Source organism: Catenuloplanes sp. NPDC051500 (genome assembly GCF_044454585.1).
GTDB lineage: Bacteria > Actinomycetota > Actinomycetes > Mycobacteriales > Micromonosporaceae > Catenuloplanes.
The window spans coordinates 1-12,922 of record NZ_JBITDX010000001.1 but is presented as its reverse complement, the minus strand read 5'-3'; the positions used below and the strand labels follow the sequence as shown (position 1 = coordinate 12,922).

Here is a 12,922-nt window from a genome sequence, read left to right as displayed (position 1 = left end):
CGCATGACCGCACAGGTGCCGGGGTCCCGCCGGCCTCCGGTCGGTGGTGCGGCTGTCGGCAAACGTCCGGCCGGCACCGTGGGATCGCTGCTGAACAGGGCGTTCTCGGTGCTGTTCGCGCTTATCGTGCTCGCCGGGGCGGCCGGGATCACGGCCACCGAGGTGCAGGTGCGGTCCGTGCGGGAGCTTGACGCCCACGTGTTCCCGATGCGGCTTGTGAACGCGGAGCTGCGCGGCGTGATGGCGGATGCGCAGCGCGCGTTGCGGGGCTATCTGCTGACCGCGGACGGCCGGTTCATGGAGTCGTACGACACGGCGCTCCGCGACTTTCCGGGCATCGCCGACCGGCTCGACGGCATGGTACTGACCGCGGCCGAGTCGACGGCTGTGGTGCGGCAGCTGGACCGTGCGGAGGCCTGGTGGGCGCTCGCGGGGCATCAGCGGCTGGCCCCACCGCGCAGTGACCAGGCGGTCGAGTACGCGGAGCAGGGCAAGAACATCTTCGACGCGTACCTGGTGGAGAACACCGCGCTTGACGCCACCATGGCCGCCCGCGCGGAGCACCTGGGCCGGCAGGCGGAGCGGCTGCGCCGTACCGTCGAGGTGTCGTTGACCGTGTTGACCATGCTTGCCGCGCTGCTGGCGCTGACCGCGGGCGTCTACACCCGCCGGAAGATCACCCGGCCGCTTGACCGCCTGGTCCGGGTGCTCGGCGAGCTGACCGGCGGCAAGCTCAACGCGCGGGTGCCGGCGGGCGACGGCCCGGCCGAGGTACGCGCGGTGAGCGAGGCGGTGAACGTGTTCGCCACCGAGATCGAGCGGAACCGGCGCGACGAGCAGGAGATCGCCCGGCTGCGGCAGTCCGCCCGCGCGCTGGGCATCCGGGTCCGCACCCACCTCAACGAGGACGAGCTGCTGGACGAGGCCGCCGGTGGGCTCGGGCAGATGCTCGGCGCGGAGCACGTGGTCATCCGGCTCACCGGCGGCCGGTCGGCGCTCTGGTGCACCCGCGGCGCCGAAGGACTCTGCACAGTGCTTGCCGAGGCGGATGTGAGCTGGCTGCTGAACACCGCGGTGCAGGGCGCGGTGTGGGCGGTGGAGGACGTACGCGGCGGCGTCGGGCCTGAGGTGCCGGACGCGGAGCTGCGGGGGTTCCGCGAGGCGCGGGCGTCGGGCGTGTTCTCGGTCGTGTTCGGCAACGGCACGGAACGGCTTGGGGTGGTCACGCTGCTGCTGGCCGGCGACGCCCCGCCGTGGAGCCGGGGCGAGATCAGGATGGCCGAGTCGGTGGTCGCGGATCTCGGGCACGGCCTCACCCAGGCCCGGATCTACCAGGCCGAACAGGCGGTCGTGTCCCGGCTGAAGGAGATCGACGACGTGAAGACCGACTTCATGTCGACCGTCTCGCACGAGCTTCGCACGCCGCTGACGAGCATCTCCGGCTACCTGGAGATGCTCGTGGACGAGGATCCCGGCCCGCTCAACCCGGCGCAGAGCAGGATGCTCGCGGTCATCTCGCGCAACACGGCCCGGCTGCGTGGCCTGATCGAGGACCTGCTGATGCTGTCCCGGATCGAGGCGGGCACGTTCCGGGCAGCCCGCAGGGAGGTCGACCTGGCCCGGCTGATCTCCGGCGTGCGGGAGGCGATCGTGCCGGCCGCGGAGAAGTCAGGCATCACGCTCACGGTAAGCGCGGAGGAGGATCTGCGGCTGAACGCGGACGGCGACCAGATCGACCGGGTGCTGTCGAGCCTGCTGTCCAACGCGCTCAAGTTCACGCCGGCCGGCGGCGCGGTCTCGCTCACCGCGCGGCGGGAGGACGACCAGGCGGTGGTGATGGTCTCGGACACCGGCATGGGCGTCCCGGCCGGCGAGCAGGACCAGCTGTTCACACGGTTCTTCCGCGCGTCGAACGCGACCCACCGGGCGGTGCCGGGGACCGGGATGGGCCTGGCGATCACCCACGCGATCGTGCGCAACCACGGCGGCACGATCACCGCGACCTCGGCCGAGAACACCGGGACGACGGTCACGGTACGACTGCCGGCCCTCGGTCCCCTCCCGTAGGAGGGGACCGGGGCGCGCGCACCTCAGGCGAGGTGCGCCAGGAACGCCGCGTGCTCGCCGGACTGGTGGTCGCTGCGGCCGTCGAAGACGGTGAACCAGAAGACGCTGCCGCCGCCCAGGTTCGACTCCACGCCCACCTGGCCGCCGTGCAGGCCGGCGATCCGCTGGCAGGTGGCCAGCCCCAGGCCGGTGCCCGGATATCCGGTCGCGGCCGGTGTGCGGTAGAACGGCGCGAACACCCGCTTGTGGTGCTCGGCCGGGATGCCGATGCCGCGGTCCGCGACCTCGATCCGCCACCAGCCGTTCGCGTCCTGCCGCGCGCCGATCGTCACCCGGGGGGCGGTGCCGTGCCGCACGTACGTCACCGCGTTCCCGACCAGGTGGTCGAGCAGCTGGCGGAGCAGCGTCGCGTCCGCGGTCACCACCGGCAGCGCGCCGATGTCGATGCTCGGCATGGTCGGCGAGACCGCCACGTGCGCGGCCACCACCTCGGCCGCGACCTGTGCGAGGTCTACCGGTTCCAGCCGCAGCGGCGCCTCGCTTGCCATCGAGTAGGCGAGCAGCTCGTCCACCACGTGCAGCATGCGCTGCGTGCTGCGGCCGATGTGTTCGAGGAACCCCTGGGACGTCGTGTCCAGGTGCGGGCCGGCCTCCTCCAGGAGCAGGTCGGCGTAGCTGGCGACGTTCGTCAGCGGTGTCTGCAGCTTGTCGGCCGCCAGCGCGGAGAATCCGGCCAGTTCCGCCTCGCGCTCGCGCAGCTCGGCCTGGGCCAGCCGCAGTTGGTCCGCGTCGGCCCGGCGGTCCGCGACCGCACGGCGCGCGGTCCCGGCGGCCCGTTCCTGCGCGGTGATCAGCACCAGGATCAGAAATGCCATCGCGACGCTGAGCAGCAGGCCGCAGCCCAGCACGACGGTGTCCGCGTGCCGCTGCGGCTCGGTGAGCAGCGGCGTGCCCGGACGCACGGTGAGCAGCAGCTCCCGCTGGCCGAACGCGACCGGCAGCGTCACCGTCTCCGGGTCGGCGGGCGGGGTGTCCGTGTTCCAGGACGCGATGTCGACCGGGCCGGCCGGGTCGCTGACGTCGGCCAGGCGCGCGGTGACGGCGGCGTGCGCGCCCGCGCCCAGCGCCTCGTTGAGGAAGTCGCCGCCGCGCAGGCTGAACAGCACCCAGCCGCGGAATTCGCCGTCCGTGGCCCGGACCGGCGCCACGATCACGAATGAGAGCTGCTGGCGGGCGCCGGCCAGCGCGCGGTCGTGCGGAAGCACGTGCGGCGGGCTGATGGCCAGCTGCCCGCTGTCGCGGGAGGTGTCCATGGCGGCGGCGATCTCCGGCGGCGGGCCGCTCCAGTCCGGTCCGGCCGGTACCGGCGCGCTGCCGTCGACCGGCCGCCCGGCGACCGCGGTGAAGCGGTCGGCGGACGGCGCGACCAGGCGCACGTCGTGGGCGCCGGGCAGCGTGCTGCGGGAGAGCCGGGCCAGACCGGCCTCGACGTCGGTCAGGGCGGAGTCGGCGGGCGTACTTCCGGCGATCGTGGCCAGGTTCTGCGCGGTGGTGGTGTAGCGGGTCACGGCCGCGGTTACGGCCGCCTGGGTGGCGTTGGCACGCACGCGGAGCGCGGCGTCGGCATAGTCGTTCGCGGCGGAGTGCAGCGCCACCGTGCCCACGCCGGTCGCCGCCAGGCCCAGGGCCAGGACGGTCGACGCGAGCGCGGGACCGCGCCACGTTCGTCCGCGCACCAGGTCCTTCATCATCACGGATTGCACAATCGGCGGTCGCGGGGCGCCGCTGAGTGGGCCCGGGTTGCCGTTGGGTGCGATCTGCCGCCGACCCAAGGTGCACAAGTATTACGAAAAATCTGCGTATGCCCTTTATATCTGGTGAGATCGGGGGAAGTGGGGGCGGCACGGGAGAGGGCGGGTCATGGCGCGCGTCCTGGTGGCGGAGGACGATCCGGACATTCTGCAGCTGTTGATCTACAAGCTGAAAGGGTCCGGTTTTGAGGCAATGGCGGCATCGGACGGCCGGACCGCGCTCGCGGCGATCCGCCAGTTCCGCCCGCATGCCGTGCTGATCGACGTCCGGATGCCAGGCCTGGACGGTATCGAACTCTGCCGCGAGCTGCGTGCCTCCCCGGGCACCGCGAAGCTGCCGATCGTGATGATCTCCGCGCAGGGCCGCCCGCAGGACCGGGAGCTGGCGTTCGCGGCCGGCGCCGACGACTACGTGATCAAGCCGTTCAGCCCGAGGGAACTTGTCGCGCGGGTGCAGCAGCTCCTGGTAGAGGTGCGGGCCTGACATGGTCGAGGCCGTCACCTACGCGATCATCGTGCTGGGGATCGTGGTGTTCTCGCTCAGCGTGATCATCGTGCTGGTCCGGGCCGTGCGCCGCGCACTGCGCCGGCACCGTGCCCACCTGGCCGAGGCGCCCCGGCTCGCGCTTCTCGAGTTCGTCGCGGACGGCGGCGTCGAGGGCGCGGACGCGCTCGTCGCGCTGCCCCAGCGGCAGTGGCAGGCGGCCGAGCCGGGGGCGATCGCGCTGCTCGGCAAGGTCCGCGGCGAGGCGCACACCGCGCTGGCCGACGTGTTCGCCCGGCGCGGCCTGATCGAGGCGGAGCTGTCCGACCTGACGCACCGCAGCCGGGTCCGCCGGGCCAGAGCCGCGGAGGCGCTCGGCAACCTGGAGCACCGCCCGGCCGTCTACGCCCTCTGCGACCTGCTCCGCGACAGGCACTCCGAGGTCCGGCTGGTGGCGGTGCGCGCGCTCGGCCGGATCGGCGACCCGATCGCGGCGGTACCGCTGCTGGACAGCCTCGCCACCGCCGGCCCGACACCGTCGCAGCTGGTCGCGCAGGCGCTGGCCCAGCTCGGGCCGAAGGCGGAGCCCGCACTCATCGACGCGCTCGGACACCGGGAGGCGCGGGTACGCGTGACAGCGCTCGACGCGCTCGGGCTGATCGGCTCCGGCGCGCTGATCGAGCCGGTCGCGCTGGTGCTCGAGGAGGACCCATCGCTCGACGTGCGCCTCGCGGCCGCGAACACGCTCGGCCGAATGGGCGGGCGCTCGGCCGTACCCCCGCTCGTGGTCGCGCTTGGTGTTGATCATCCAGACCGGTTGCGGGCGGCGGCCGCGCGGGCGCTCGGCGAGGCCGGGGCGGCAGGCGTGGCGGAGGCGCTGGCCGGGCTGCTCGTCGACCCCGCCTACCGGGTGGCGCACGAGGCCGCGCACGCGCTCCGCAAGGCCGGGCCGGCCGGGCTGACCGTGTTGCGCGCCGCCTCCCCGGCGTCCCCGCACGCGGAGGAGGCGCTGGCCGCGGCGGGGGTGGGCACGCATGGTGGATGACTGGGCGTGGCTTGCCGACGGGGTGCGGGCCGTGCTCGGCGTCACCGACACCGCGATCTTCGTGTATTTCGTGCTGCTCAACAGCAGTTACCTCGGGTTGCTGCTGCTGGCCGCGGCCGAGTTCTTCCGGCATCTGCGCCGGGTGCCGTTCAACGGGCTGGAGGACCTGTTCCGCAGCCCGCTCACCGCGCCGGTGTCGGTGCTGATGCCCGCCTACAACGAGGGCGCCGGGATCGTGGCCGCGGTGCAGGCGATGACCGCGCTGCGCTACCCCCGGTTCGAGATCGTGGTGATCGACGACGGCTCGACCGACGACACCTTCGCGCGGCTGGAGCGCGAGTTTGACCTGGTGACGGTGCCGCGCGTGGTTCCGGACGAGGTGCCGTTCCGCGGTCAGGTGATCAGCGTGCACGTGGCCCGCGCGAACCCGGACGGCCTGATCGTGGTCCGCAAGGTCAACGGCGGCAAGGCGGACGCGCTGAACGTCGGCATCAACCTGTCCCGGCACCCGCTGGTCTGCATGGCCGACGCCGACTCGGTGCTCGACCCGGAGGCGCTGCTCTCCGTGGTCAAGCCGTTCGCGGACGACCCGCTCGAGGTCGCTGCCGTCGGCGGCGTGGTGCGGATCGCGAACGGCTGCGCCGTGGTGGGTGGCCGCGTGGTCGACGTGCGCATGCCCCGGCAGTGGCTGGTCCGCATGCAGATCGTCGAATATCTGCGCGCGTTCCTGATGGGCCGCACCGGCTGGTCCCGGCTGGGCGGGCTGGTGGTGATCTCCGGCGCGTTCGGGATGTTCCGCCGCGACCTGCTGGCCCGGGTCGGCGGCATGGCGCACGACACCATCGGCGAGGACGCGGAGCTTGTCGTCCGCCTCCACCACCACCTGCGGGAACGCGGCGAGGCGTACCGGGTGGTGTTCGTTGCGGAGCCGGTGTCGTGGAGCGAGGCGCCGGTCACCCTGCGCGTGCTGGGCCGGCAGCGCACCCGCTGGCACCGGGGTATCGCGGAGATCCTCCGCACGCACAGCGGCATGCTTCTCCGCCCCCGGTACGGCCGGATCGGGCTGTTCGCGCTGCCGTACTACGTGGTGTTCGAACTGATGGCGCCGTTCGTGGAGTTGTCCGCGCTCGTGCTGTTCCCGGCCGGCATCCTTGTCGACGCGGTCGACCTGGACTTCGCCTGGCGGTTCGCGCTCGTCGCCTACGGCTACGGCATGCTCGTCAGCATCGCGTCGCTGCTGCTTGAGGAGGTGTCTTTCCACCGCTACCCGCGCTGGGACGATCTCGGCCGCGGGTTCGTCGCCGCGATCCTGGAGAACCTCGGCTACCGGCAGGCGCTCGCGTACTACCAGGCGCGCGGCGCGTGGCAGGCGTGGCGGAACAAGAAGCAGGTGTGGGGCACGATGCCGCGTCAGGGCTTCGACACGGTCCGGTCCTGAGGGTGCCGTAACCCTGGGTGCTCCTCCGGCAGCGCCCGGACGATCACCCACCAGCTCGCCGCGAGGCAGGCGGCGACAAGCGGCCAGGTCAGCACGACCTGCGCGATGCCGAGCGCCACTGTCTGATCCGCGAGGTAGAGCGGCACGAAGACGGCCAGGCGGATCACGTACTGCAACACCCACACCCAACTGGCCAGGCCGTAGGCCCGCAGCAGCGCCGGGTCCCGCCGCCAGCGGGTCTTCTGGCCGAGCACCGCGCCGACCACCACGCCGAGCAGCGGCCAGCGGACAACGATGCTTATCGCCCAGACCAGCGCGCTTGCCGCGTTGCTGAGCAGACGGGGCAGGAAGAAGTCGCGCCCGTCGCCGGTGTACATCGCGATCATCGCGGCCACCACGACGCCGAGCAGACCGGCGAGCACCGCGCCGGGCCGGTCACCGCGCCGCAGCCGGAAGACGGCCAGCAGCACGCCCACCACGAGCGCCGCGGTCACCCCGACGGCGATCGACCGGCCGCCGGCCAGCCAGCCGGCAACGAAGGCGACGGGTGGGAGGGTGGCGTCGAGCGCGCCACGCCGCCCGCCGAGGAGATCGGCGAGCGACTCTCTCTTCTCTTCCATGGTTAGGGCAGCCTAACCGATCAAGACCATCAGTGGGTACGAGTGTGAGGCGCGCTCCACCCGTACCCACCAAAGCTGTTGATCTAGTTTGTCGCGGTCATCGATGCGGCGGCGACGGCGACCGGGGCGCGGCGGGCGGAGGCGTGACCCTCGACGCGCTTACGCGGGCCGCGCGGGGCGCCGGTGCCGCGGCCGCCCTCGCGACGCTGGCGCAGGTCCTCCCTGGTCGGCAGCGCGAGGCGGATGACCTTGTACCAGGCGGAGCCGACCTGCATCGGCAGCGGACCTGTGGTGTACGTCAGGCCGTAGCGCTCGAACAGGTCGCGGATCCGCGGGGCGATCTCGGCGTAGCGCGGGCTCGGCATGTCCGGGAACAGGTGGTGCTCGATCTGGTGCGACAGGTTGCCGGTCATGAAGTGCATGAACTTCGAGCCGCGGATGTTCGCCGAGCCGAGCATCTGGCGCAGGTACCACTCGCCGCGGGTCTCGCCCTCGATGCTGGTCTTGGAGAACGTCTCCACACCGTTGGGGAAGTGGCCGCACATGATCACCGAGTGCGTCCAGACGTTGCGGGCCAGGTTCGCGATCGCGTTCGCAAGGATCGTGGTCAGGAACGACGGGCCGGACAGCGCCGGGTGGATCACGAAGTCCTTCAGGAACTGCTTGCCGATCTTGCGCAGCACCTGCTGGTACGCGGCCTTGAACTTCGGGTCGCGGCGGCGCTTCTTCGTCTTCAGGTTGCGGCCGAGCTGCAGGTCGTAGGCGGCGATGCCGTACTCGAAGAAGCACATGTTGATGAAGTTGTAGAGCGGCTGGCCGAGCAGCCCCGGCGACCACTTCTGGTCCTCGTCGACGCGCATGATGCCGTAACCGAGGTCGTTGTCCCGGCCGACCACGTTCGTGTACGTGTGGTGGACCTCGTTGTGCGCGTGCTTCCACTGCGCGGCCGGGGACGCGTTGTCCCACTCCCAGGTCGTCGAGTGGATCTTCGGGTCACGCATCCAGTCCCACTGGCCGTGCATGACGTTGTGGCCGATCTCCATGTTCTCGATGATCTTGGCGAACGACAGGCCGATCGTGCCGACGACGAAGGCCGGCGGGAACAGCGAGAACAGCAGGATCGCGCGGCTGCCCAGCTCCAGGCGCCGCTGCGCCGAGATCACCTTGCGGATGTAGGCGGAGTCCCGCTCGCCGCGACTCGACATGACCTCGTCGCGCAGCGCGTCAAGCTCGGCGCCGATCGCCTCGATGTCCTCGGGGGTGAGGTGGGCGACCGGGCTGACGGCCTTCTTCTCCATGATCGTCATGCGTGGCGTCCCTTCCTAATGATCGATTGCGCAGGGCCCGGCCGCTGCGGTGATGCAGGTCTGAATCTGGATGGTGTCGCCCTCTTCGGCGATGATCAGCGCGCCGTCGCGCAGGTCACGCACCGCGCCCTCGCGCAGCGGGAGCACACAGCCCATGCAGATGCCCATCCGGCAGCCGGACGGCATCAGCACGCCCGCCTCCTCGGCGGCGTCAAGCAGCGGCACGGTGCCGGACGCGCTCACAGCGGTCTGCGTCCGCAGGAACGTGATCTCGCCGCCCTCGCCGCTCCCGGTAAGCGTCACCGGCCGGAACCGCTCGGTGCGCAGCCGATCGCCGACGCCCGCGTCCGCCCAGTGCTTCTCCAGGTCGTCGAGCAACTCGTTCGGCCCGCAGGCCCAGGTGTCGCGCTCGGCCCAGTCCGGCACCAGCCGCGCGATCCCGGCGGGGGAGAGGCGGCCCTCGACCGAGGTGGTGCGCTCGATCAGCCGGATCCGGCCCGCGGCCGCGAGATCGTCAAGCTCCGGGGTGAACAGCGCTTCCTGCGCGGTCCGGGCGGAGTGGATGACGACGACGTCCTCCAGAGTGTGCCCGCGCAGGATGCCCATGATCGGGGTGACGCCGCTACCGGCGGTCACGAACAGGACCTTCCGCGGCTTTTCTTCCGGCAGCACGAACTCGCCGGCCGGTGGGTCCAGGTGCAGCAGCGTGCCGGCCTTGGCGTGGCGGACCAGGTGGTTGCTCACCAGGCCGCCCTCGATCGCGGTCACGGTGACCTCGACCAGGCCGTCCGTGCGCGCCGGATCGCTCGTCAGCGAGTAGTTGCGCCACAGCCGTACGCCGTCCACGTCCACGCCGATGCGCAGGTACTGGCCGGGCATGTGCTGCCGCCAGCCACGGCCGGGCCGCAGCACAAGCGTGACCGCGCGGTCGTGCTCCGGCCGCACCTCCTCGATGCGGGCGCGCAACACTGTCGCGTTACGAAGCGGGGCGACCTCGTCCAGATAGTCGCTCGGCACCAGCGGCGTCGTCAGCAGTTCGACGACGCGCCAGGCGGCGGACCTGAGGCTGCGAGTTGCGGGCATGACTCAAGCATGAAGGGCGAAAGTGGTGAAGTCCTGACCTCACAACGGTAGTTTCGTCGGGCATTATTGTTCGTTGTGAACAAGACATCGGTGACCTCGCTGCGACTCCCGCCGGACGTGGTCGCTCCGCTACGTGCCGCGCTTGCCGAGGTGGCGGGCCACGCGGTCGCGGCGATCACCGCTGAGGTCCCGGCCTACCGCGAGGCGTTCGCCGGCGAGATGGGCGACAAGATCGAGCGGGCCGTGCGGGGCGCGCTTGCCACGTTCCTCAACCTCCTCTCCCGGGACGTGGGCGCGCCGATCCGGCCCGCGCTCGAGGCGGCCTACGCGCTCGGGCGGGGCGAGGCACGATACGGCCGCAGCCTTGACGCGCTGCTTGCGGCGTACCGGGTCGGCGCCCGGGTGGCCTGGCGGGACCTGGCCACCACGAGCGTCCAGGCCGGCGTCGGCGCGATCACGATCATGGAGTTCGCCGAGCTGGTCTTCGCCTACATCGACGAACTGTCCGCCGCAAGCGTCGCCGGACACGCCGACGAGCTGGCCTCCACGGTCCGCGCCCGCCGCCGCAACCTCGAACGGCTCGGCCAGGCACTGATCGCGGCCGAACCGCCGCACGCGCTCGCCGCCGCCGCCGCACTTGCCGAATGGTCACCCCCCGCGACGCTCACCGCGGTGCTGCTCCCGGAACGGGCGATCGGCGCGGTCGTGGACCTGCTCGACGCGCGCACGCTGCGGGTGGACGCGCCGAACGAACAGTCGATCCTGCTCGTACCGGACGCGCACGGGGCCGGACGGGGCCACCTGCTCCGGCTGCTGGCCGGCCGCGACGCCGTGGTCGGGCCGCCGCGGCCGTGGGAGCGGGCGGCCGACTCGCACGAGCGGGCCGCGCGGGCGCTCGCGCTGGGCCTGTCGGGCGACACCGAAGAACACCTGGTCACGCTCCTGATCGGCGCCGATCCAGGCGCGTTCGCGGACCTGCGGGCCCGCGCACTGGCGCCACTTGCGGACGAGGGCGAGGCATCCGCGACGAAGCTGACCGAGACGCTGCGCAGCTGGCTTCGTCACCAGGGCCGGCGCGAGGAGATCGCCGCGGAGCTGTTCGTGCACCCCCAGACCGTCCGCTACCGCATCACCCGCCTCCGCGACCTCTACGGCGACCGCCTCCGCGACCCGGACTGGCTGGTCACCCTCACCGTCGCCCTCGCCACCGACCTGACCCCTTGAAAATCAAGAACCTGCTCTTCCCGCTCCCGCAGTGGTCCGGCCCGCACGCTCCCGCGGGCCCCGGCCCCGCCGTGGCCAGGAAACGACAAACCCAGCTCAGGCTCTTCCTCCGCAGTTCCCCTACCGTGCGCGGATCTGGATCGCCGACGCGAGGCGCGGACGACCGAGCAACGTCGGGCTCCCTTCGTCTGACACCGACGTTCCCCGGTCGTGACATCAGCCCGAAAAAGCGAAGCGGCGAGGCAACACAGGCCGGCTCCGGACCGACGCGCGAAGCGCCAGCAGAGCCCGACGCTCCGGTCTGCCCGCGGAACGACTCTGCTGCCCATTCACGTTCGGCGGCCCGGGGCCTGACGATCGAAGGGCTGGTATCAAGGCCGGCAGGGTGGCAGGTTGTTCCGGCCGGTCGGCGGTCTCCCGGCACGCAAGGGCAGCGCGGTCATCGTCTACTGAGGTTTCGCGGTCGGGGTGCGAGTCGGGCACTCCGCGCCCGAAATATCGTTATATAGAAGCCCCTGACGCGCCTTACCCTGACCGCGGAAGGTCAGTAAGCGGCGACTGCGGTCTGGGCGGCTGCGGCCTGGTTGTCCGCAAGGGCCGCGCCGAGGTAGCGGGAGTGCCGGTTCGGTCTCGCTTGGGTGGTCCCGGGTCTGCACCGAGGCCTTGGGCGTGGCGGGGATGCCGGTTGGTCTCGGCTTGGGTGGGCCCGGGTCTGTACCGAGGCCTTGGGCGTTGCGGGAGTGCCGGTTGGTCTCGGCTTGGGTTGTCGCACGGCCCGTACCGAAGCCGGGAGCTTGCCGAAAGGCCAGTCGATCTCGGCTTTCGCGTGCCGCCGCGCCAGGGCCGCGGCAGCTTGGGCGCTCCGCACCGAGATGGGTTCGGTGTTCGGGATTCCGCGTCCATCTGGTGGGATGCAAGATCCTTGCGGCTCTGGTGACCCTTATCGCGCTCGGATAAGGGCCACCAGAGCCGCAAGGATCTTGACGTGGGCCATCCTGACCCTTCGGCGTCAGGATGAACGACCAGGAAGCATCTATGTGACGAAATGTCGAGCGCACAGCGCTCGAGCTGGAAATTGACCGAGGACCTCCATGAGGCGGGTCGTGATCGTGGGCTGTGTCCTGACATATGCGGGTCTGGTGTGGCTCCACGTTGGTGCCCGGTCCTGGGACCCGCCGAGAGCCGCGACCGGCCCGCACGCCTGAGGTAACTCGCGGCCTCGGTGCCGGTCCTTGCCCCACCCAGGCCGCAGCCGCCTTGACTCGCAGCCGCCTTGACTCGCAGCCGCCTTGATTCGCAGCCGCTGAGACGATGGCCGTGGGCGGGCTCGTGCTGCTCTCGCGATCCGTAAGCACGACGACCAGCCGAGACGACCTACCACGCCCCGGCCCTTTCGATCGTGGGTTCCCAGGCGGCCGGACGCGATGGGCAACAGAGTCGGGAGCGACTCTGTTGCCCATGTCGGTGCGGCTCAGTAACGCTTGATCAGACCTAAGCCATCCGGAAATATCGCGAAAGTCCCCAGCTGCGCGCGCGTTGCCCCTGCCGTGAATCGCCAACGGCCGATAGATCAACGGCCAGGTGCGGCGTGTGTCAGGTGTGGCGTGTGTCAGGTGAGGCATGAGCACGTCATTCGCCGCGAATGACGTGCACACGCCTCACCTGACGCCCTCCAACCTCGCCGCTTCCCCCGCATTCCACCCATATCCCCCGCCCTGCCCGGCCCGACCCCGCCTTTGATCTTGAGAGGTGTGCGCAGCACACAAAGGTGACCGCCTGGCTGCCCCGTCTGCCATCGACCCGCCCTTCGGGGAGCAGATCATCGGCAGGGCCGCCACCAACG

Annotated in this window: 9 protein-coding genes; 5 read left to right on the top strand and 4 right to left on the bottom strand. The window is 71.3% G+C overall.

Going from position 1 to position 12,922, the window contains the following annotated elements; genetic code table 11:
• The first annotated feature begins 3 nt into the window (after window positions 1-3).
• Window positions 4-2,067 (top strand): ATP-binding protein, encoded by a 2,064-nt coding sequence (locus ACIA8K_RS00045; RefSeq protein ID WP_396053216.1) that lies wholly within the window; start codon window positions 4-6, stop codon window positions 2,065-2,067.
• Window positions 2,068-2,090: 23 nt separating this feature from the next.
• Here the strand turns inward: ACIA8K_RS00045 and ACIA8K_RS00040 are convergent, their stop codons facing one another.
• Window positions 2,091-3,803 carry an ATP-binding protein gene (locus ACIA8K_RS00040; protein ID WP_396053214.1) on the bottom strand — a complete coding sequence of 571 codons (1,713 nt, stop codon included), beginning with the start codon at window positions 3,801-3,803 and terminating at the stop codon, window positions 2,091-2,093.
• A gap of 184 nt (window positions 3,804-3,987) precedes the next feature.
• On the opposite strand from ACIA8K_RS00040, the gene ACIA8K_RS00035 reads away from it, so the two are divergent.
• Genes ACIA8K_RS00035 through ACIA8K_RS00025 form a run of 3 tightly spaced genes read left to right on the top strand, consistent with a single transcriptional unit; the run spans window position 3,988 to window position 6,845 of the window.
• The gene (locus ACIA8K_RS00035; protein WP_396053212.1) at window positions 3,988-4,362 is read left to right on the top strand and encodes a response regulator transcription factor; all 375 of its coding nucleotides are present in this window, start codon (window positions 3,988-3,990) and stop codon (window positions 4,360-4,362) included.
• A gap of 1 nt (window position 4,363) precedes the next feature.
• On the top strand, window positions 4,364-5,407 hold the full coding sequence (locus tag ACIA8K_RS00030; RefSeq protein ID WP_396053210.1) for a HEAT repeat domain-containing protein: 1,044 nt from the start codon (window positions 4,364-4,366) through the stop codon (window positions 5,405-5,407).
• Window positions 5,397-6,845, top strand: coding sequence for a glycosyltransferase family 2 protein (locus tag ACIA8K_RS00025; RefSeq protein ID WP_396053208.1), 1,449 nt, complete (start codon window positions 5,397-5,399; stop codon window positions 6,843-6,845). Before ACIA8K_RS00030 ends, ACIA8K_RS00025 begins: the two co-directional genes overlap by 11 nt.
• Here ACIA8K_RS00025 and ACIA8K_RS00020 read toward each other — a convergent pair.
• The 3 genes from ACIA8K_RS00020 to ACIA8K_RS00010 form a co-directional block, all read right to left on the bottom strand.
• Window positions 6,818-7,465 (bottom strand): DUF3159 domain-containing protein, encoded by a 648-nt coding sequence (locus ACIA8K_RS00020; RefSeq protein WP_396053206.1) that lies wholly within the window; start codon window positions 7,463-7,465, stop codon window positions 6,818-6,820. The genes ACIA8K_RS00025 and ACIA8K_RS00020 overlap by 28 nt on opposite strands.
• Before the next feature lie 83 nt (window positions 7,466-7,548).
• The gene (locus ACIA8K_RS00015; RefSeq protein ID WP_396053204.1) at window positions 7,549-8,772 is read right to left on the bottom strand and encodes a fatty acid desaturase family protein; all 1,224 of its coding nucleotides are present in this window, start codon (window positions 8,770-8,772) and stop codon (window positions 7,549-7,551) included.
• 15 nt (window positions 8,773-8,787) lie between these two features.
• Window positions 8,788-9,855 carry a ferredoxin reductase gene (locus tag ACIA8K_RS00010; RefSeq protein WP_396053202.1) on the bottom strand — a complete coding sequence of 356 codons (1,068 nt, stop codon included), beginning with the start codon at window positions 9,853-9,855 and terminating at the stop codon, window positions 8,788-8,790.
• Between the two features lie 75 nt (window positions 9,856-9,930).
• On the opposite strand from ACIA8K_RS00010, the gene ACIA8K_RS00005 reads away from it, so the two are divergent.
• Window positions 9,931-11,079, top strand: coding sequence for a PucR family transcriptional regulator (locus ACIA8K_RS00005; protein WP_396053200.1), 1,149 nt, complete (start codon window positions 9,931-9,933; stop codon window positions 11,077-11,079).
• Window positions 11,080-12,922 lie beyond the last annotated feature (1,843 nt).

Excerpts from the sequence above, each read along its gene's own strand:
- ACIA8K_RS00045 (WP_396053216.1), top strand. The coding sequence starts at position 4 with ATGACCGCACAGGTGCCGGGGTCCCGCCGGCCTCCGGTCGGTGGTGCG.
- ACIA8K_RS00035 (WP_396053212.1), top strand. The coding sequence starts at position 3,988 with ATGGCGCGCGTCCTGGTGGCGGAGGACGATCCGGACATTCTGCAGCTG.
- ACIA8K_RS00030 (WP_396053210.1), top strand. The coding sequence starts at position 4,364 with ATGGTCGAGGCCGTCACCTACGCGATCATCGTGCTGGGGATCGTGGTG.
- ACIA8K_RS00025 (WP_396053208.1), top strand. The coding sequence starts at position 5,397 with ATGGTGGATGACTGGGCGTGGCTTGCCGACGGGGTGCGGGCCGTGCTC.
- ACIA8K_RS00020 (WP_396053206.1), bottom strand. The coding sequence starts at position 7,465 with ATGGAAGAGAAGAGAGAGTCGCTCGCCGATCTCCTCGGCGGGCGGCGT.
- ACIA8K_RS00015 (WP_396053204.1), bottom strand. The coding sequence starts at position 8,772 with ATGACGATCATGGAGAAGAAGGCCGTCAGCCCGGTCGCCCACCTCACC.
- ACIA8K_RS00010 (WP_396053202.1), bottom strand. The coding sequence starts at position 9,855 with ATGCCCGCAACTCGCAGCCTCAGGTCCGCCGCCTGGCGCGTCGTCGAA.